The 19702-nt window shown below is 45.5% G+C and carries 22 protein-coding genes and 1 tRNA gene; 20 read left to right on the top strand and 3 right to left on the bottom strand.

The genetic code is table 11. The features are described from left to right. Window positions 1-100: 100 nt before the first annotated feature. Window positions 101-622: a DUF4446 family protein gene (locus MKY98_RS26565; RefSeq protein ID WP_069012576.1), complete on the top strand. Its 522-nt coding sequence runs from the start codon at window positions 101-103 to the stop codon at window positions 620-622. Here the strand turns inward: MKY98_RS26565 and yyaC are convergent. Next, on the bottom strand, window positions 576-1181 hold the full coding sequence (gene yyaC, locus MKY98_RS26560; RefSeq protein ID WP_025723135.1) for a spore protease YyaC: 606 nt from the start codon (window positions 1179-1181) through the stop codon (window positions 576-578). The two genes, MKY98_RS26565 and yyaC, sit on opposite strands and share 47 nt — an antisense overlap. A 274-nt stretch (window positions 1182-1455) precedes the next feature. Between yyaC and MKY98_RS26555 the strand changes: the two genes are divergently transcribed. The 3 genes from MKY98_RS26555 to MKY98_RS26545 all read left to right on the top strand — a co-directional run bounded on the left by MKY98_RS26555 (window position 1456) and on the right by MKY98_RS26545 (window position 2788). Continuing rightward, complete coding sequence (locus MKY98_RS26555) at window positions 1456-2406, top strand: mechanosensitive ion channel family protein (RefSeq protein ID WP_069012575.1); 951 nt, start codon at window positions 1456-1458, stop codon at window positions 2404-2406. Continuing rightward, the gene (locus MKY98_RS26550) at window positions 2396-2620 is read left to right on the top strand and encodes a DUF951 domain-containing protein (RefSeq protein WP_025723137.1); all 225 of its coding nucleotides are present in this window, start codon (window positions 2396-2398) and stop codon (window positions 2618-2620) included. Before MKY98_RS26555 ends, MKY98_RS26550 begins: the two co-directional genes overlap by 11 nt. Before the next feature lie 77 nt (window positions 2621-2697). Then, window positions 2698-2788 (top strand) — tRNA-Ser (locus MKY98_RS26545). Window positions 2789-3008: 220 nt separating this feature from the next. Here MKY98_RS26545 and MKY98_RS26540 read toward each other — a convergent pair. Next, a complete protein-coding gene (locus tag MKY98_RS26540) occupies window positions 3009-3326 on the bottom strand; it encodes a hypothetical protein (RefSeq protein ID WP_029518959.1) in 318 nt (105 codons plus the stop codon). A gap of 366 nt (window positions 3327-3692) precedes the next feature. After that, window positions 3693-3887 carry a YjzC family protein gene (locus MKY98_RS26535; protein ID WP_069012448.1) on the bottom strand — a complete coding sequence of 65 codons (195 nt, stop codon included), beginning with the start codon at window positions 3885-3887 and terminating at the stop codon, window positions 3693-3695. Window positions 3888-4205: 318 nt separating this feature from the next. On the opposite strand from MKY98_RS26535, the gene rpsF reads away from it, so the two are divergent. The 16 genes from rpsF to dnaB all read left to right on the top strand — a co-directional run bounded on the left by rpsF (window position 4206) and on the right by dnaB (window position 19509). Beyond that, window positions 4206-4490 (top strand): 30S ribosomal protein S6, encoded by a 285-nt coding sequence (rpsF, locus tag MKY98_RS26530; protein ID WP_013312802.1) that lies wholly within the window; start codon window positions 4206-4208, stop codon window positions 4488-4490. A gap of 49 nt (window positions 4491-4539) precedes the next feature. Then, window positions 4540-5019, top strand: coding sequence for a single-stranded DNA-binding protein (ssb, locus tag MKY98_RS26525; RefSeq protein WP_069012449.1), 480 nt, complete (start codon window positions 4540-4542; stop codon window positions 5017-5019). Window positions 5020-5040: 21 nt separating this feature from the next. After that, a complete protein-coding gene (rpsR, locus tag MKY98_RS26520; protein WP_013312800.1) occupies window positions 5041-5313 on the top strand; it encodes a 30S ribosomal protein S18 in 273 nt (90 codons plus the stop codon). Window positions 5314-5835: 522 nt separating this feature from the next. Then, window positions 5836-7575 (top strand): ABC transporter substrate-binding protein, encoded by a 1740-nt coding sequence (locus tag MKY98_RS26515; RefSeq protein ID WP_069012450.1) that lies wholly within the window; start codon window positions 5836-5838, stop codon window positions 7573-7575. 68 nt (window positions 7576-7643) lie between these two features. Next, entirely contained in the window at window positions 7644-8606 is a 963-nt protein-coding gene (locus MKY98_RS26510) for an ABC transporter permease (RefSeq protein ID WP_023991143.1), read from the top strand. A gap of 11 nt (window positions 8607-8617) precedes the next feature. Beyond that, window positions 8618-9541, top strand: coding sequence for an oligopeptide ABC transporter permease (opp4C, locus tag MKY98_RS26505; protein ID WP_029518954.1), 924 nt, complete (start codon window positions 8618-8620; stop codon window positions 9539-9541). 13 nt (window positions 9542-9554) lie between these two features. Continuing rightward, entirely contained in the window at window positions 9555-10538 is a 984-nt protein-coding gene (locus MKY98_RS26500) for an ABC transporter ATP-binding protein (RefSeq protein ID WP_069012451.1), read from the top strand. After that, window positions 10535-11500, top strand: a complete 966-nt coding sequence (locus MKY98_RS26495; RefSeq protein WP_013312795.1) for an ABC transporter ATP-binding protein — start codon at window positions 10535-10537, stop codon at window positions 11498-11500. The genes MKY98_RS26500 and MKY98_RS26495 overlap by 4 nt, the downstream gene beginning before the upstream one ends. 159 nt (window positions 11501-11659) lie before the next feature. Beyond that, on the top strand, window positions 11660-12601 hold the full coding sequence (locus MKY98_RS26490; RefSeq protein WP_069012452.1) for a D-alanyl-D-alanine carboxypeptidase family protein: 942 nt from the start codon (window positions 11660-11662) through the stop codon (window positions 12599-12601). 235 nt (window positions 12602-12836) lie between these two features. Then, window positions 12837-13895, top strand: coding sequence for an LCP family protein (locus MKY98_RS26485; RefSeq protein WP_069012453.1), 1059 nt, complete (start codon window positions 12837-12839; stop codon window positions 13893-13895). A gap of 45 nt (window positions 13896-13940) precedes the next feature. Beyond that, window positions 13941-14369, top strand: coding sequence for a CBS domain-containing protein (locus MKY98_RS26480; RefSeq protein WP_013312792.1), 429 nt, complete (start codon window positions 13941-13943; stop codon window positions 14367-14369). 113 nt (window positions 14370-14482) lie between these two features. Beyond that, a complete protein-coding gene (locus MKY98_RS26475) occupies window positions 14483-14785 on the top strand; it encodes a MazG-like family protein (protein WP_013312791.1) in 303 nt (100 codons plus the stop codon). A 5-nt stretch (window positions 14786-14790) separates the two neighbouring features. After that, window positions 14791-15708, top strand: coding sequence for a DUF2232 domain-containing protein (locus tag MKY98_RS26470; protein WP_069012454.1), 918 nt, complete (start codon window positions 14791-14793; stop codon window positions 15706-15708). An 11-nt stretch (window positions 15709-15719) separates the two neighbouring features. Then, window positions 15720-17708, top strand: coding sequence for a DHH family phosphoesterase (locus tag MKY98_RS26465; protein ID WP_069012455.1), 1989 nt, complete (start codon window positions 15720-15722; stop codon window positions 17706-17708). Further along, entirely contained in the window at window positions 17705-18148 is a 444-nt protein-coding gene (rplI, locus tag MKY98_RS26460) for a 50S ribosomal protein L9 (RefSeq protein WP_013312788.1), read from the top strand. The genes MKY98_RS26465 and rplI overlap by 4 nt, the downstream gene beginning before the upstream one ends. Before the next feature lie 2 nt (window positions 18149-18150). Then, a complete protein-coding gene (gene dnaB, locus MKY98_RS26455) occupies window positions 18151-19509 on the top strand; it encodes a replicative DNA helicase (protein WP_013373892.1) in 1359 nt (452 codons plus the stop codon). Window positions 19510-19702 lie beyond the last annotated feature (193 nt).

Here is a 19702-nt window from a genome sequence, read left to right as displayed (position 1 = left end):
AAACTAATAGCCTTGTGTTATTTGTTTCGCTGTTCTCAAACGTATAAAATATAAGTATGCAGTAATATGATTTTTGGGGTAGAGGAGTAGAAGCAAGCATATGGCTGAATTGAATGGACTAATCATGGAACAGCTTGCCGGAATCGTTGCAGGGATCGTGCTTATTTTGCTCATCCTGTTGATTGTTATTATTGTGCAGGCTGCAAAGCTAAAGAAGATGCGGCGAAAGTATGAAACCATGATGGCAGGCAGTGGTGTCGAGAATTTGGAAACACTGTTGATTGATTTGAAGGTACAGATGGATACGATTGAGGATGAGCAGGAAACCCATCGTGCAAGTATGAAATCACTACGTAGTAAACTGACAGGCTTGAAGGGACATATAGGCATCAAACGCTATAATGCCTTTGGTGAGAGAGGAAGCGATTTAAGCTTCTCTCTGGCTATTGTAGACGACAATCAGGATGGTATGGTATTAACCGGCATTTATAACCGAGATGGCTCATATGTGTATGCCAAGCCTCTAGAAGCGGGACAATCCACCTATTCCTTATCACCTGAAGAAAAAGAAGCCGTCACTCTTGCGCAGCAAGCAGGACAGAACGGTAGTGCCACTCCTTAATCGCGGAGTATAGGCTGCCAGCAATGATATCTGATAATTTCATTACCAAATTTAGTCTTGTATTTTGCAGCACGAAGTATTCCATGAAGCCGCCGACGTTAACGATACCAGTCAAATGGATATCGCCGACCGGCGGTAATTCTTTATTTACACCTGCTCCAGGCTTGAGAGGACCATCTGAAACCTGAATGCATCCAACGCTGGAGGTTTGTCCAAGACATGCATCTATACCAATGATATAAGGCTGTTCATATCGGGCTTGTATGCCGTTCAGTGTCGTTTGCAGGTTCATGGCATGTACAGGCTCCTCTAATGTACCGTATAGGTTAAACAGAGGGCTTTTGTAGCGTGATAAATGCGTACCTACGAGCGGACCCAGACAATCTCCAGTAGAACGGTCAGTGCCGATGCAAATAATGACGATATTTTGCAGACTCGGTGCCTGATGGAGATGGAACAGTAGACGATGGATGATGGCTGATTGGATCCCGGGATCTGTGTGTGATATTTTTAAACTTAGGGGTTCTTGCCCCGGAATGAAGTCAGATGGATGAGTCATGGAATCTTCCTTTCGCTCTGTAGTGGAGTGTGAAGGTTACGCTCGCAGTACCTTGAGATAACAATTAGCCTGCGGGTAACATTTATGCTCAGGATAGTAGCTAGTATATGGATAAACTTATGCTTTTATACTCACAGGAAGTAGAATATTCATAGCCATATGTTTGAAGTCGGTAGATAAGCTTATATAGTGAGGATTTTGCAAAATCCTGATAGTAGGAAATAGAATTCGGGAAGCAGGAAGAGTAGTTCCCTTGTTTAAGGAGGAGTACAGCATGACCTTTATACATTGGTTGACCGATAATTTAGACACGGGTGACGTAGTGAAAGGTGCAATTCACTGGAAGGATGCTGTATTGAAATGGCTTACCGATAGTGCGATGTGGTCGACCTTTTTGTTTGTAATTTTGAAAATCGCGATTATTTTTATCATCACACGTATCTTTATTCGAGTTATTAATAAAATTATAGATAAGTCAATGCAACAAAAGGGAGATAACGGCAGGTTTCGATTGAACACAAGGCGGTTAACCACTGTTGGGGAATTACTGAAAAACATAACCAATATTGTATTTAATTTCATTTTAATTATGCTGGTGCTATCGCAAATGGGCATTAATCTCGGCCCGCTGATTGCTGGAGCTGGAGTGCTTGGATTGGCTGTTGGTTTTGGGGCACAGAGTTTGGTTAAGGATGTAATTACCGGATTTTTCATTATTTTTGAGGATCAATTTGCCGTAGGAGACGTCATTCAGACAGGTACTTTCAAGGGTACAGTGGAAATGATCGGGCTGCGTACAACCAGACTGGTGAGCTGGAAAGGTGAGGTGTATATTTTACCGAATGGCTCAATTACAACGGTAACAAACTTCTCCATGTCCAACGCGTTGGCGGTAGTGGATGTGCCAATGAAGGCCGAGCGTAGCCTGGAGGAAGCAGTTGGCTTGGTAAAACAGGCAATCCAAGGCATTGAAGAATCCAATGTACAGATACTTAATATACCGGATGTGTTAGGGGTTCAGTCCATGACCACCTCAGAGTATATTGTGCGTGTTGTGGCAGAATGTATGCCGAATACAGGGGCAGTGGTAGAGCGTGATATTCAGAATAACATCAAGAAGGCTCTGGAGGATGAGGAACATCGTCAGGCAGCATTGGAGACGGCGGTAACCCTAGAAAAAGAAGACGAACAAGGAAGAAAAGGGGGAGAGAAGGGTGGAGCGTAAGTCATTTGAACTAGGGGACATTGTACAGATGAAGAAGCCCCATCCGTGTGGAACGAATGAAATGGAAATTATCCGCATGGGGATGGATATTCGAATCAAATGTGTCGGTTGCCAGCATAGTGTGCTGATTCCGCGTGCCAAGTTCGAAAAAAACATGAAGAAAGTGCTGCGATCAAAGGCCAACGCCGACGAGCAAAACACAGAAGCAAATTGAGCCAAGAAAGATGAATGGCGATGAACCAGAATCAGCTTGCGTCACAGTTGCAATGATGATATAATTATCCTTGCTGCGGAAAGGTACCCAAGAGGTCTAAGGGGGCTGACTCGAAATCAGTTAGGCGTCGCAAGGCGTGCGTGGGTTCGACTCCCACTCTTTCCGCCACTAACTTCATTAAATAAACCAATCTCTTACGTCTGTGACGTAGGGGATTTTTTGTTTGTGGAATAAAAGGTCAACAGATTGTGATAAAGTGAAAAGCACTAAGATAAACCATGAGGGTAAAGGAAGAAACGATTACAAATCTATTGGGATGAATAAGGCGTTATAACAAAAAAATGCTCCTGACAGCGGAGAAATTATTGCCGTTAGGAGCACTCTTTTGTTATAGCTGGTTAGGCGGGTAATGATAGCGTTTTGTTTTTTTTGAGCCAGAGATCATCAGAAGGATCGCCGCAATCAAATGGAGAGCCCAGCCCACAAAGGGTATCCAGGCCAGCAAAGAAGTGAGTACTCCCCATACAGAGCCGTAGATCGCCTCCTGATTGCGTAACGATAGGATAAGTGTTACTGCATGCAGGATAAGCATAAATCCCAGAGCCGAGTAGCCGGTCCCCATGACAATAGCTCCCCCCACAATTGGTACGGCAAGCACCAATTCGAATATACCTGATATCCACTTTAATATTCGAGAATAGCTCATCTTTAAACCTCCGTAGATAGTAGGTCTTTGTACTTGGATATATTCTAGCAGAAGGAGCTCAATTAATCTGCATTTTACCAGGATATGCAAAAAGTCCGATAATGCAACAAAGGAGGACCACAAAGGTCCTCCATCGTAGGCGATACATTTTTAACAGGATACGATCTGTCCAATCACATCATGAAACTCGGTGTACTGACCAGCAATACCGTGTCGAAAAGACAGTGTCCTTTTACACAAACCTAACGCTTCTAATGCCCGGAATGGATCTCCTAACAGTTTGTCCGGCTACGTCGTCCAACGGAACCACACCTCTCTGTTGTATCGCCTAATCATAATATGGCCAGAACTCCTAAGAAATATACATTAGTGGACACGAGCTTTCGTTTTTTTCTTCCATTTGCGATTATGGTTGGTGGTCTCCGGAAAAGAGTCGCCTCTTTCCAGCGTTACTTGTTTCGGGTTTTGAATTTCAGTATGGAAGCTTTTTTCTCCGACCTCCATATATACGCCGTCGTTTGGGACGTTATCCCCTGGTTCGAACTCAGTCTTTTCACCCATATGGTGGCACCTCCTTAGATAAATGAATTTGGACTGCAACGGTTATTGTGCGCTGTCTTGAACAGAAACATGCGAAACCGGGTATACAGATAGTGAGTGAATCAAATGATTTCCTTTATATATGCGAAATTTTTGATGTTATATAAAATTGTATAAAGCTAATGATATGCAGTATATTTAGCTGTTTTAGGCTTATGTTTCGAATTTGTAGGTTGCATTCAGTTGTTGGATTTGGTAAACTGTTTTAGTGCGAGTTTAGGCTCGTTCCTTGCTCTCAACTGAGATTGAGGGCCTTATGTCCATAAGGAGGTGTAAAGAATGCGCAAATATGAAGCGATGTATATTATTCGTCCTGACATTGAACAAGAAGCTGTTCAAGCGACAGTCGATAAATTCCAAGGTATCATCTCTAACGGCGGTGGCGAAATTACGAGTCACGATGTAACTAAACGCCGTCTTGCGTATGAGATCAAGAAATTCCGTGATGGTTCTTTCGTTCTGGTAAACTTCACAGCAGAACCTGCTGTTGTTACTGAGCTTGAGCGTATCATGAAAATTTCTGACGAAGTAATTCGTTATCTCATTACGAACGACGTAGCTTAATTATTGTACGTGATTATGTAATGAACAACGCTCAAAGGAGGGGATTGGATTGTTGAACCGTGTCATTCTGATCGGTCGTTTGACCAAAGATCCAGAGCTGCGCTATACACCGTCTGGTGTAGCGGTAACCCAGTTCACCCTGGCTGTAGACCGTCCGTTTACGAGTCAAGGCGGCGAACGGGAAGCGGATTTCTTGCCGATCGTAACCTGGCGTCAGCTTGCTGAAACATGCGCTAACTATCTTCGCAAAGGTCGTTTAACGGCTGTTGAAGGCCGTGTTCAGGTGCGTAATTATGAGAACAATGAAGGAAAACGTGTATACGTGACTGAAATTGTAGCTGATAATGTGCGTTTCTTGGAATCTAACCGCGATGGCGGCAATAGCGGTGGAGCTGCGCGTGAGGAGTCTCCTTTCGGAGGCGGTAACAGCAATAGTGGACGCGGGAATAATAACTCGCGAAACAATCAGGATCCTTTTTCCGATGACGGAAAACCGATCGATATTTCGGATGATGATTTACCATTTTAATTGGGAAAGGACTGACAAAGAATGGGCTTCAGACAAAGAGAAGGCGGAGACGATAACAAAAGACCAGCTCGTCGTGGTGGTCGCAACAAACGTCGTAAAGTATGTTTCTTCACTGTGAACAAAATTACTCACATTGACTATAAAGATACAGACCTGCTTAAAAAATTCATCAGCGAACGTGGAAAAATTCTTCCTCGTCGTGTGACTGGAACAAGTGCGAAATATCAACGTATGTTGACAATCGCTGTTAAACGTTCCCGTCAAATCGCATTGCTTCCTTACACTACTGAATAGTAGTGGGTGGAAAAAAAGACGTTCCCGATCCCGGGAGCGTCTTTTTTCGTGATTTTTTATATTGACAACAAGTCCCATCTATTGTAACTTACTAATAATACAATCCATGTTTACCCATAAACGATAGTATACCTTTTAATGGCTTGTGAAATTGCAAGCTCCCCAACTCGCCAGAGTAAATATTTCGGCATTCTGAAATGTTATTTTATATTACATAGAGTCCTGTTTTTTGTCATTTTCCACAAGTAAAATTCATAAACTTTACATAAATAGATGTTTTGCATTTGTATATTACATAAAAAAAGATATTGACGTGATATTATTTTACACTTAAGATAAACCTTAATAAAAATGTAATGGTTGTTAGTACACAAAATTGACCAGAGGTCTAAAACACGCGTTTACGTTATTAGGACAGTAAGGAGGATGTGCAACTTCATTTTCAAACCTCAAGCTTTAACGAATCACCGCAGGAATGAGACAGGCTGTTAAATAAAGAACCGACTAAGGGGGATTAACAGGATGATGCAGACGAAGAAATGGGTTTCTTTGCTTATGGTGCTTACGATCGTTGGTGTTCTGTTTGCAGGATGTAGCGGAGGTGCTAATGAGGCACAGCCACAGCAAGGCAATGCGGATAATAAAACAGAGGGAAATGAAGGTAGTGCACCCGTTACAGAGGGCGTTATTAAAGCGACTGATCTGTCGCAAAATCCTCCGGGAGCGACGAATCGGAAAGATAACATTGTAGTAGGTATGACATCACCTAAAGGGGTATTCAACCCGCTATTCTGGCAAACAACTTATGATTTATATGTGGTCAGAACAGTATTTGATTCCTTCTTACAGGTGAAGGCAGATGGTACATATGAAAATAGTTTGGCTGACAAGGTTGATGTATCGCCGGATGGTCTAAAATATACATTCCATCTGAAACCAGGTGTGAAGTATAGTGATGGCACGCCAGTAACCGTGAAGGATTATGCTTTTGTCCTCAAGGTACTGCATGATCCGAATTATGATGGAGAAACGGATGTTTTATCTTTTAAGATTAAAGGCGGTAAAGAATATCACGATGGCAAGGCGAATGATATCTCGGGTATCAAGGTCATTGATGATAACACGGTAGAGGTAACGGTTACAGAAGCAACAGCGTATACAAAGGATTTTCTGGGTGAGCAATACTTTATGCCAGAAGCTTATTATGGAAAAGGATTCAAAAAGGGTAACCTGGACAGCATCAAGGCGCTTAATAATAAACCAATCGGTTCCGGGCAGTATGTGCTGAAAAGCTTCTCTCCGGGTCAGCAAGTCGTTCTTGAAGTGAATCCAAACTACTTCAAGGGCGCACCAAAGGTGAAATCAGTTATTTTTAAAACAACAACAGAAGAAACGAACCTGTCTATGCTGCAAACGGGCGAAACGGACATGGACAACATCACAGTTACGGAAGACAATGTAGAGGAATTAAAGGCTCTAGGCTTCTTGGACGTGAATATTATGCCGACAAATGGCTATGGATATATAGCGTTTAATCACAAGGAAAAGAAATTTCAGGACCCTAAAGTACGTCAAGCTCTAACGATTGGTTTGAACCGCAAAGAGATTGTGCAGGGCGTGTATGGTCCATATGCGAATGTTATTAACATTCCACAATCTACAGAATCTTGGTCTTATACGGATGAAGGTATCAACAAATATGAATTTGATACAGCTAAGGCGAAGGCTTTGCTGGATGAGGCAGGCTGGAAGGTTGGTGCTGACGGAATTCGCGAAAAGGGCGGAGAAAAGCTGACCATTAACTTCTCTGCGACTGCTGATAATCCAGTTGTAGAGGCCTTGCTACCGATCATGTCCAATAACTATAAGGAGCTAGGCATCAAGCTGACTTCCGAAACTTTAGATTTTAACGCCATTATGGATAAAAAGGATACAGGCAAGTTCGATATGTTCTTCGCGGCTTGGGGCTTAACTCCAGACCCGGATACAACAACTTTTATTACGAATGGTGCACAAAATGATATCGGCTATTCCAATAAGAAGGTCGATGAACTAACGCTTGCTGGTAAGCATGAGCTGGATCAAGAGAAACGGAAACAGATTTACAAACAGCTCTATCAAGAATTGAACAAAGATCTGCCAACTATTTTTATGTACCAACGCAGAGATATGTGGCCAGTTAATGGACGTGTATCTGGCTTAGAAATTACTCCATACAAAGATTTTGAGTTCACTCTGCATAACGCTCAGATCGCTCAATAAGGGTTGCCAAACGTATGCTCAGCTCTCACGAGCTGGGCATATCACTTTATTCGTCTGGAGGAATGAATATGAAGCAGTACATTATTCGAAGACTGCTGCAACTCATCCCCACACTTATTGGCATATCTATTATCGTATTTGCGATTTCAGCCATGGTGCCGGGTGATTATATTACAGCCAAGCAGAACCCAAATATGACCGCCGAAAAGGCGCAGCAGCTACGACATATCTACGGGCTGGATAAACCGGAATACCAACGCTATTTTATATGGGCCGGTAATATGTTAAAGGGGAATATGGGGGATTCATTACAGCATAAGCAGCCGGTAACGAAGGTCATTGGCAATTATGTATGGAACTCATTTATTATCGCTTTTTTTAGTCTTATTTTCAGCTGGTTGATTGCGGTTATTGCAGGGGTATTTTCAGCCAAGTTCCAATATTCGTTATTCGATAAGTTTGTCACATTATTTATTTTCTTATGTATGTCGCTGCCTTCATTTTTTATTGGTCTATTGGTCATCAAAATATTTGCCCTGGAGTGGGGAATTCTCCCGGTTGGGGGCATGACCACAGCAGGGATGGAGCCAGGCTCATGGGCTTATATGGTGGATGTTCTCAAGCATATGTTCCTGCCGACACTCGTACTTACGATGCTGAGCACAGGAAGCCTGACCCGGTATTTCCGTACAGGCATGTTGGAGGTCATTCGTCAGGATTATATTCGTACCGCACGCGCCAAAGGCTTGAAGGAACGGACAGTTATTTTCAAGCACGCACTGCGCAATGCACTGATTCCAGCCATCACACTACTCGGCTTCGAGCTTCCGGCCTTATTTGGCGGGGCGATGATTCTGGAGAAGGTATTTGTGTGGCCAGGTGTGGGTCAGGTTTATCTGGAGTCGATTAGTATGCGGGATTATCCGTTTATGTTGGGCTTCACGATTTTCTTAGCGTTACTTACGCTTATCGGTAATTTGCTCTCTGATGTATTGTATGGCATGGCAGATCCAAGAATTCGCTTGAAGTAGGAGGGATACTATTGTCCGCAGAAACAGTCACGATTGAAACGAATCAAAAGGCGGCGATCCGTCCTGAAGCGTCTCCATGGAGAATCGCCGTTCGCCGTTTTAACCAAAACCGTCTGGCTTTGGCTGGTCTCGTTATATTAATTCTGATGGTTGTCATTTGTAGTTTTGGACCGATGATTTCACCTTATCATTTAGATGATTACAGGCTAGCTGACAAAAACTTATCGCCTAATGCTAAGTACTGGCTCGGTACGGATAAGTTTGGTAGAGATATTTTGCTGCGAACAATGCTGGCTGGCCGTATTTCCTTGACGGTAGGGCTGGTCGCCACGTTTATTTCGGTCATGATCGGCGCAACGCTGGGTGCGCTGGCAGGGTTTTATCGTAAAGGCGTGGATACGGTTATTATGCGGATTGCCGATATTTTCATGGCACTCCCTACATTACCGCTACTTATTATTTTAGGTGCTGTTCTGTCGGATTTGAAGGTCGATCCGTCGAATCGCATTTATTTTCTGATGCTCATTATCGGGGTCCTGAGCTGGACTAGCTTGTCCCGTCTGGTCAGAGGGCAGATTCTTACGCTGCGTGAACAGGAGTTCATGCAGGCGACGGAAGCGCTAGGCTTGAGAGACCGTCGCAAAATATTCCGGCATTTGCTGCCGAACACGATTCCTACCATTATTGTTACGGCTACGCTTGGAGTAGCGGGTGCGATTATTACAGAATCTGCGCTCAGCTACTTGGGAATCGGTGTTGTGCCGCCCACACCTTCGTGGGGGAATATGATATCGGCTGCGAATAACCTAATTGACTTCCGCAAACGGCCTTGGATATGGGTTCCACCGGGAATGTGTATTCTCATTACAGTTGTAGCGATTAACCTGATTGGCGACGGTTTGCGTGACGCACTGGACCCTAAAATGAAGAAGTAGGAGACGAACGTTTATGAAAAATGCTTTGATTGAATTTCGTAACCTGAAAACCCACTTTCATACCTCTAGCGGAACTGTCAAAGCGGTCAATGACGTCAGTTTTAAAATTCGTGAGGGTGAAACGCTCTGTGTGGTAGGGGAATCTGGCTGCGGTAAGAGTGTAACAGCGATGACGATGATGCGGCTGATTGATTCTCCCCACACCTCAGACGGTGAAATCTGGTTTGAGGGCAAAAACCTCTTAACGCTTAATAAAGGTCAAATGCAGCAGATTCGCGGCAATGACATTTCGATTATTTTTCAGGAGCCCATGTCTTCTCTGAATCCCGTGCTTACGATTGGGGAACAGATCACGGAGCCATTGCTGATGCATACATTAATGAGTAAAAGAGAAGCACATGCTCGGGCAATTGAGCTGATTAATTTGGTGGGGATTTCACGATCGGAAGAAATATTTCATTCCTATCCTCATGAATTGAGTGGCGGTATGCGCCAGCGGATCATGATTGCCATCGCATTAAGCTGTAATCCGAAGCTATTGATTGCGGATGAACCAACAACGGCACTGGATGTTACGATTCAGGCGCAGATTCTGGATTTAATGCGGGATTTGAAGGATAAGCTTAAAACCTCCATTATGCTCATCACGCACGACTTAGGCGTTGTGGCAGAAATGGCTGACTATGTGGTCGTTATGTATGCTGGAAACGTCATTGAAGAGGCGCCTGTCATTGAGCTGTTTAAAAATCCGCAGCATCCATATACTCAAGGCTTACTAAAGGCGAAGCCCGTCATTAATCAGAAAATGGATCGACTGTATTCCATCCCAGGACAGGTTCCAAACCCGATTGAGTTGGGGGAAAATTGTCATTTTCATGATCGGTGCTCCCATTGTATGCAAATTTGCAAGGATCAGGCTCCTCCCTTGAATGAAAAGGAGAATGGTCATAAGGTTGCCTGCTGGCTATATGAGAAAGAAGGAGGGCAACGGATATGAGCGAGCCTTTGATTCAAGTGGAAGGGCTGAAAAAGTATTTCCCGATCACAGGCGGGATTTTTCAGCGTACTGTCGGACATGTGAAAGCAGTCGATGATGTATCCTTTAACATTCATAAGGGTGAATCCTTCGGTCTGGTAGGAGAATCGGGTTGCGGCAAAAGTACGATTGGACGAACAATTCTCAGATTGATGGATAAGACAGAGGGATCGGTACGATATAAAGGAGAAGACTTGCATGCGTTAAACAAAGAGCAGATTCGTGCGCTTCGTCCGAAGTTGCAAATCGTCTTTCAGGACCCTTTTAGCTCACTGAATCCGAGAATTAAGGTCGGTGAAGCCATTGGAGAGGCGTTGCTGGATCACGGGTTGATTGATCGTAGTGAGCTGCGGAAGAAGGTCAATGAAACGCTGAATATTTGCGGCCTGTCCTCGTATCATTATGATCGGTATCCGCATGAGTTCTCTGGCGGTCAGCGTCAGCGGATCGGGATTGCACGGGCTTTGATTTTGAATCCTGATTTTATTGTGGCTGACGAGCCGGTATCTGCTCTGGATGTGTCTATTCAGGCCCAGATCATTAACTTGTTAAGTGATTTGCAGCAGGAACGCCAATTGACCTATCTGTTCATCTCGCATGATCTAAGTGTAGTCGAGCATCTTTGTAGCCGGATTGGTGTGATGTATCTGGGTTCAATGGTAGAACTTTCCTCCAAGGAGGAACTGTTCAGTAATCCACTTCATCCGTACACGAAGGCGCTGCTATCGGCAGTACCGATTCCCGATCCCACGATTAAGAGACAACGGATTGTGTTGAAAGGAGACATCCCATCTCCGGCCAATCCGCCTTCAGGATGCAAGTTTCATACACGTTGTCCTATGGCAGAAGCACGTTGTAAAACAGAGATTCCGGTATACCGCGATGCGGGCGATCAGCATTTTGTAGCCTGTCACTTTGCCTAAAATATAATAATTAGGACAGCAAAATATCCGTCATCCTGAAGCAGAATTGACGGATATTTTGGCGTGGAATAAAAAAGGTAAAAAAATTGTATCTTTTTTTCGAAAAATTGCAGACAAAATGGATTTTTCATCGTCTAATAGAGTATGGAGGTTATTACGATGATGAAAAAACACTGGATACGTTGGGCTATTGTCGTCCCGTTACTTATTATATTGATTTTTATTACACTTGGACCCCGCCTGTTGATCGGAAAGCCGAATGTGGATGCAGAGGCAGCGGTGCTGATGGACATGCATACTGGGGAATTGCTGATGGATGTGAACGGTGATACACCTATGCCTTCCGCAAATATGTCCAAGCTCATGACCGAGCTATTGGTGCTGGAGGATATTCGGGCCGGACGGTTAGGTTGGAATGATGAAGTGCGAATTAGCCGTTACGCGAGTACGGTGGGTGGTGTAAATCTGTCTCTTCGGTATGGTGAAAGGATGACCGTATCCGAGTTGTTCCAGAGTATGGTTGTGTATTCAGCGAATGATGCCGCTGTCGCGTTAGCCGAGCGTTCAGCAGGGAATGAATCAGCTTTTGTGAAGCGTATGAATGGAAAAGCTGCTCAAATTGGGTTGTCATCCGATAGTCGCTTCAGCAATGCCTCTGGTGCAGGTCAGAGTGAATTGGGGCCGAATCACCCTGAGGATATTCAGGGAGAGACGAAAATGACAGCAAGCGACACGGCGAAGTTGGCCTCCTATTTGATTACGTCACACCCGGAGATTTTGAGAACGTCCAGTCGTACGCAGATGGAGTTGAAGGATAAAGGCATCTACATTAGTAATACGAACTGGATGCTGCCTTCCTTGGCTGGACCGTACTCTTATGCAGGAACAGACGGACTGAAAGCAGGGTACACAAGCGATGCTGGATACTGCTTCACGGGTACCGCTGAGCAGCATGGAAGACGGCTAGTTGCTGTGGTGCTGGGTGCTCCGAGCAAGGAAGAGCGTTTTGAGCAGACCCGGAGGTTGTTCGATTATGGTTTTGCCCTGTCGACTTCTTTTCCGGTGCGACTACAAAATTTGGCGAAACTGGCTCCACATTAAGGGAAAAATGACTTTGAAAGCTACATAGGATACGAATAAAAACATGAATTGGGGCTTTGACCGTGAGGTCGAGGCCCTTTTTGGTATGAATTCGAGGAGCTGACCACGCCATGACACTTTTGACAACAAGGTAGCAGACCTTTTATGCTTTGAGGGGAAGTTTTCGCTTCATGAGGGATCAATTCGGTTTAATGAAGAGATGGGATTTGTGACGGAAAGAAGGAAGGTACCGGTTATGGAGAGAAGACATAGGAGAAGGACCCGTGGAAAGACCAAAAAGAAAAAGAGGTTTACCGCTCTATATATTTCATGTATTGTTTTATTTTTGATTGCATTGGGAGGCTACCTGTTCCGCAAACAGCTGACACTGGTGGCTTTTGACTGGTTTGTATCACCGACGTTGGAAAGCAAGCTGGAGAAATCCTATCAGCCCCGACAATCCGGGGAACAGCAGCAGCAAGAGACAGTAGCTTACCGTAAGGAACCTTTTTCGGTACTGTTATTGGGTACGGATCAAAGACCCAATGAAAAGGCGCGTGGTCGCTCGGATACGGTTATGTATGCGGTAGTACGGCCCGCGGAATCGCGTGTGCTTCTGGTTTCTATTCCAAGGGATACGTACGTACAGATTGCCGGACATGATCCGAATCGCGATGGCGAGGATGATTTTGATAAGTTGGGGCATGCTTATGCGTTCGGAGGCGAAGATATGTCCATGGCTACAGTAGAGAAGTTGATGGAGCATAAGCCCGATTATTATGCTACGATTAATTTCCAGGGTATTCAGGATGCGGTGAATGCGGTGGGTGGAGTTGTGCTTCCAATCGACAAGCCCATTGAGAATAAGAATCCGCTGCATATCAAGTTCCGTATTGAGGCGGGCAAGCCGCTTTATAATGGTGAGGAAGCCATGTATTATGTTAGATATCGGGAAGATAGCGACTTCAATCGTACCAAACGGCAGCAAATTTTCCTGAACGCTATGGCGGATAAGCTGCTGAATATCAACGGAATTACCAAGATTCCAGAGTTGCTCGATATTATGGGAGCCAATTTCAAAACCGACATGGAACCTACTTTTATTACTGGGCTTGGCAAGCAGGCTATTTCACAGGGGAATCCGCAAATTTCAAGTTTTACGATTACGGGGGAAGGGTTCAAGAAGAAGGGCCTGTATTATGACCGGGCTAATGAACAGGAACTTGAATATGCCAGACTCATAATTGCCAACTGGCTAGATTCCGATACAACCCCGCAGACGCTGAGGCTTCCCGACAAGCAGGACATTCAGTGAATAATCAATTGATTTATATTTGATTTTGAGGGGGATTCGTTTCTCATGAATATCGCTTTTTTCTTGCTTCCCAAACAGGAAGTTGCTTGTGTAACGGCGGATGCTACTTTACGGCAAACGTTGGAACGGATGGAATATCACCGTTTTACAGCGGTTCCTATTTTAGATAAGGAAGGTAGATATACAGGTACGGTTACAGAAGGTGATCTGTTGTGGCATATGAAAGAGTCCGAGGGAAAAATCACCTTTGAAAACGCTTCTAAGTTTATGCTTAAGGACGTTCCGTTGCGGGTTACGATGAAGCCCGTGTCCATTGATGCTAACATGGAGGATTTAATCAATTTGGCTAAGGTACAGAACTTTGTGCCCGTTGTAGATGATATGGAACGGTTTATTGGCATTGTACGTCGGAGCCAGATTATTGAGTATTGTGAAAAATTTGTATCCAGGGAATCGCTTAATACTTCAAGCTAAAATAAGCAACAAAGCTGCTCCGAAAATAACAATTTACCCTACAGTTATTTTCAGAATAGGATATGCTATAATGGAGAATAAAGCTTTTTCAGAGGGGTGTGACTCTTCATCATATGCCTAAAGAAATGGATGTAGTTAAACGAGCCAAGGTTATTGAATGGCTTAAAACAGAGGTGCTGGACCAAGTCTCCCGTTTGTTTAAGGCAATGTGGGAAGGCAGTACAGCCCGCATTGGTGATTGCTTGGCGAGCTTAGTGATGAGCAGTTATATTTTGGGGAGGCGCCTTGGAGTGTCTTACCGTGAATTGGATGATCTACTCATCGACAAGCTAAGAAAGCACAGAAAAGAAGGACACCAGCTGGAGGATTGGTATCAGGACATTTCCGCACTGGAAGAACATATGCGTAAGAGGTGAAAACGTTGAAATTCCGCTTGGCAACTGTAGCATGGAGCGTCATTTATTTGCTTCTGCTGCTGACTCTATTGACACCATTAAGAATCATTACCGTATTTTTGCTGATTGTGCCTGGCGCTGTATTGTTTTCATCGCTGCCTTTCAAAGGATTTCTGGTCCACGTCATACCGGTGCTGCTCATTATAGCGCTACTCGATGTGTATTCGCTGCTCCCTGCGATTTATTTTCTGATTCCTTCAATCATGATGGGACGGATATATAAAAAGGGAGGACCTGCTTTTCAGGCGTTGATGACCGGAATGGGCATTATTTTAGCCGAGTTGTTGGTTGTTCTGTTTATCGCCACGTATTCCTTTGGGTTTGATCTTGCACAGTATCTTCGTGATCAGGCTGCGATATCGGCAAGTATTGTACAGCAGGTTTTGAGTGCTAATCCGATGTTTTCAAACATGAATTGGAAGGCAGAGGATACGCAGAAACTCGGCACAATGCTGATTGGAAAAATTCCGTATGTGCTGATCGTGACCTCGTTCATATTGGCAGTGATTACGCATGCTTTGGCACGTCCGGCATTGAGCAGTCTCGATGTACCAGTACGCAAAATGAAGCCTGCCCGCGAGTGGAGGCTACCGCGCGCGCTGATCTGGTATTATCTGCTGGCAATTGTAATTGAATGGATAGCAGGGTCTTCCGATAGCGGCTGGATTCAAATGGTCTCCATTAGTATGCTGCCGCTGATTCATGCATGTTTTATTATCCAGACAATTGGTTTTGTATACTTCTGGACGCATAGCCGTAAAATGAGCCCGGTGATTGCGTTGCTGCTGTCGCTCGTCGTTCTGGTGTTCCAGCCGCTCCGCATTATAGGTATTATTGATTTGGCCTTTCCGCTGCGTGAAGCTATTACAAGATCAAAGAAATAGGGTGAACAGTCATGCCTAAATTTCTACAAAAACGCTGGCACGGCTATCAGACGGTCTGGGCGTTTTTGCTGCTGCTGGTCCTTGTCATATGTATTTCCATGTACAACTGGGAACTGGGTGTGATAGGACTGTTGCTGTCATTCTTGCTCGGCGGGCTGATGCTGAAGACGGAATTGGATTTTCGTCGGGAACTGAATCAATATATCAGCGGTCTCTCCTTCCGGATCAAGCGGGTGGAAGGGGAAGCGATTAGCACATTGCCGTTCGGCATCATTTTATACAGTGAAAATCGAACGGTAGAATGGCACAATCGGTTTGCCGGGGAGATGTTTGAGGAGCAATCGCTGATTGGTGAGTCTCTTCATGATTTGTTTCCTCAACTCGCAGGTGCCCTAAGCACCAAAAAGGAAACAAAGGAGCCTGCTCGTGAGCTGAAGGTGGAGCTACAGCATGATGAGCGTCATTATCAGTTTCTGATCGTGCCCGATGAGCGTCTGATATATTTGTATGAAGTAACGGATTTGGCGGTGCTACGCAAGCAGTATGAAAACGAGCGATTGGCGCTCGGTATCGTCATGCTCGATAATATGGACGAGGCTGCTCAGGGGATGGACGATCAGCAACGCACCGCGCTTATTGCGAAGGTGTCAAGTGAGATTACATCCTGGGCTAATCAGTACAATATTTATTTGCGTCGATTATCTTCTGAGCGTTATCTCATTATGCTAAACCATAAAGCACTTCAGGAGCTGGAGCAGAGTCGATTCGTCATTCTGGATACCGTAAGGGAAATGACGGCGGATTTGAAAGTACCGATGACACTGAGTATTGGCTTGTCCTTCGGTGCAGAGAGCATCAAGGAGCTAGGCGAGCTGGCCCAATCCAGTCTGGATATGGCGCTTGGACGTGGGGGCGATCAGGCAGCAGTGAAGGCGGGACAACGCCTGTCCTTTTACGGAGGCAAGTCCAATGCTGTCGAGAAGCGTACCAGAGTACGTGCCCGAGTGATTGCACATGCGTTGCGTGATCTGATGCAGGAGAGCGACCGCGTGCTGATCATGGGACACAAAATACCGGACATGGATGCGGTGGGAGCTGCCATCGGTGTGTGGAAGGCTGCGGCACTTTACAATGTAGAGGCACATATCGTACTCGATAAATCCAATCCGTCTATCGACCGAATGATGGAGCAGGTAAACAAGGATGAGAATCTATCGCAAGCGCTCATGACACCAGAGCAGTCGCTCCAGCTGATGACTGAGCACAGTCTGCTGGTCGTGGTGGACACGCACAAGGCCTCCATGACGATTGAGCCGCGTCTGGTGCAGACAGCTAGTCGGGTGGTTGTTGTTGACCATCATCGTCGGGGCGAGGAATTTATTAACGATTCGGTTCTGATCTACTTGGAGCCCTATGCGTCATCGGCCTGTGAGCTGGTGACCGAGCTGCTGCAATATATTCATGAGAAGGTCCAACTGACACCGCTGGAGGCAACATCACTGCTGGCAGGGATTACGGTGGATACCAAGCATTTTTCCCTGCATACAGGCTCGCGTACATTCGAGGCAGCCGGCTTTTTACGGCGTAGCGGAGCAGATACAGTTATGATCCAGCGCATGTTAAAAGAGGACTTGGATGAATATATTGCTAAGGCGGAAATTATTAAGCATGCTAAAATGATATATGGGCATATCGCAATTGCGGTAACTGAGCCCGGACAGAAAATACCGCAGCTCCTGATTGCTCAGGTGGCGGATTCATTACTCAATATGACGGATGTACTGGCCTCCTTTGTGGTCAGTGAACGTCCTGACGGCCTGGTGGGGATCAGCGCCCGTTCACTCGGACGCATGAACGTACAGGTCGTCATGGAACGGCTAGGCGGCGGAGGACATCTGACGAATGCGGCGGTTCAGCTGGATTGCCCGCTGGAGGAAGCTAAGCGCAGAGTGGTCGACGTGCTGGCCGAAATTGATGGGGAAGAGGGGTTATTTGAATGAAAGTGATATTCATTAAAGATATGAAGGGCCAAGGCAAGAAGGGGCAAATTAAGGAAGTGTCGGACGGTTATGCAGCGAATTTCCTGTTGCCGCGTGGTGTTGCCCGTCCAGCGACAGAAGGAAATATGAAGACGCTGGAAAACCAGAATGCTGCTGAGGAAAAGCGCAAGCAAGAGGAAAAGGAAGAGGCGCAAGCGCTCGGCAAAAAGCTGGAAGAGACAACGGTTCAGCTCAAGGCGAAGGCTGGTGAAGGTGGACGACTGTTCGGCGCGATTACAAGCAAGCAAATCGCGGAGGCAGTAGCTAAAACTGGTATCAAGCTGGACAAACGCAAAATTGAGCTGGAAGAACCGATTCGTACGTTGGGCGTGACTCAAATGACCGTTAAGCTTCATCCTGAGGTCAAAGCTACGCTGAAAGTACAGGTGACTGAAGAATAATTATGGGCGGCGAATTTTTTGATCGGATTCCTCCGCAAAATCTGGAGGCTGAACAGGCGGTTATCGGGTCTATTTTGCTCCAGTCTGAAGCACTGATTACCGCAATGGAGCGGGTGCAGACCGAGGACTTTTATGATAAGGCTCATCAGATGATTTACGAAGCAATGATTGAGCTGGGTGAATCCGGACAGCCGATTGACTTGGTTACGCTGACCTCGAAAATTCAGGACAAGGGACAGCTAGAGGATATCGGTGGTGTCAGTTATCTGGCGAAGCTGGCTCACGGGGTGCCAACAGCGGCTAACGTAGATTACTATGCCCAGATCATTGAAGAAAAAGCGATGCTTCGTCGCTTGATTCGTGCAGCTACGCAGATTGTGAGCGAAGGCTATAGCAGTGGCGAGGATGTCGCTGGTATGCTGAGCGATGCTGAGCGCAAGATTATGGAGATATCCAACGGGCGCTCAGGTAGTGGTTTTATTGCCATCCGCGATGTCGTGATGGAAGTGTTTGACCGCGTTGAATTGCTGCATCAGAACAAGGGCAATACGACTGGGATTCCGTCCGGGTTTGTTGATTTGGACAAGATGACGGCGGGGTTCCAGCGCAATGACTTGATCATTGTGGCCGCCCGTCCATCCGTAGGTAAAACAGCGTTTGCTCTGAATATTGCGCAAAACGTTGCGGTTCGGGCAAAGGAGACAGTAGCCATCTTCAGTCTGGAGATGTCGGCCGCTCAGCTCGTGCAGCGGATGATTTGTGCCGAGGCCAATCTGGACGCGAACGTCATGCGGACAGGTGAGTTTAAAGGCGACGACGATTGGGCGAAGCTGACGATGGGCATTGCAGCCTTGTCAGAGGCGGAAATCTATATCGATGATACACCCGGCATCACTGTGGCGGATATCCGTGCCAAATGCCGCCGTCTCAAGGCGGAAAAGGGACTGGGTATGATCGTAATCGACTACTTGCAGCTTATTCACGGACGAGGCAAAGCAGGCGAGAACCGGCAGCAGGAGGTATCTGAAATCTCACGGACATTGAAGCAAATCGCTCGTGAACTTGAAGTGCCTGTAATTGCCCTCTCCCAGCTGAGCCGGGGTGTGGAGCAGCGTCAAGACAAGCGGCCGATGATGAGTGACTTGCGGGAATCGGGTTCTATCGAGCAGGATGCTGATATCGTGGCGTTTCTGTACCGGGATGATTACTATAATCAGGAAACAGAAAAGAAGAATATTATTGAGATTATCATTGCCAAGCAGCGTAACGGCCCGGTCGGTACGGTAGAGTTGGTCTTTCTCAAAAATTATAATAAATTCGCTAATTACGAGCGTGCCCATTCGGATGCGTTCGCCGGATAACATATTAGTATCATTAAAAAAGGCTCTTTCGACGCGGATTTCGCGATCTCGAAGGGGTCCTTTTTTATAGAATTCACATATTTTCATATAAGGAATGAAACTCTCAATTACGAACAATACTATTTTCATGTAATATAATGTTCGCTTTTTATTTGACTTTAAAAAATGGTGCTGTTACACTTATAGTGCTGCT

This window comes from Paenibacillus sp. FSL M8-0228, from assembly GCF_038007385.1.
Lineage (GTDB): Bacteria > Bacillota > Bacilli > Paenibacillales > Paenibacillaceae > Paenibacillus > Paenibacillus polymyxa_D.
The sequence above is the reverse complement of the archived record's forward strand: the minus strand, read 5'-3'. Positions and strand labels throughout refer to the sequence as shown.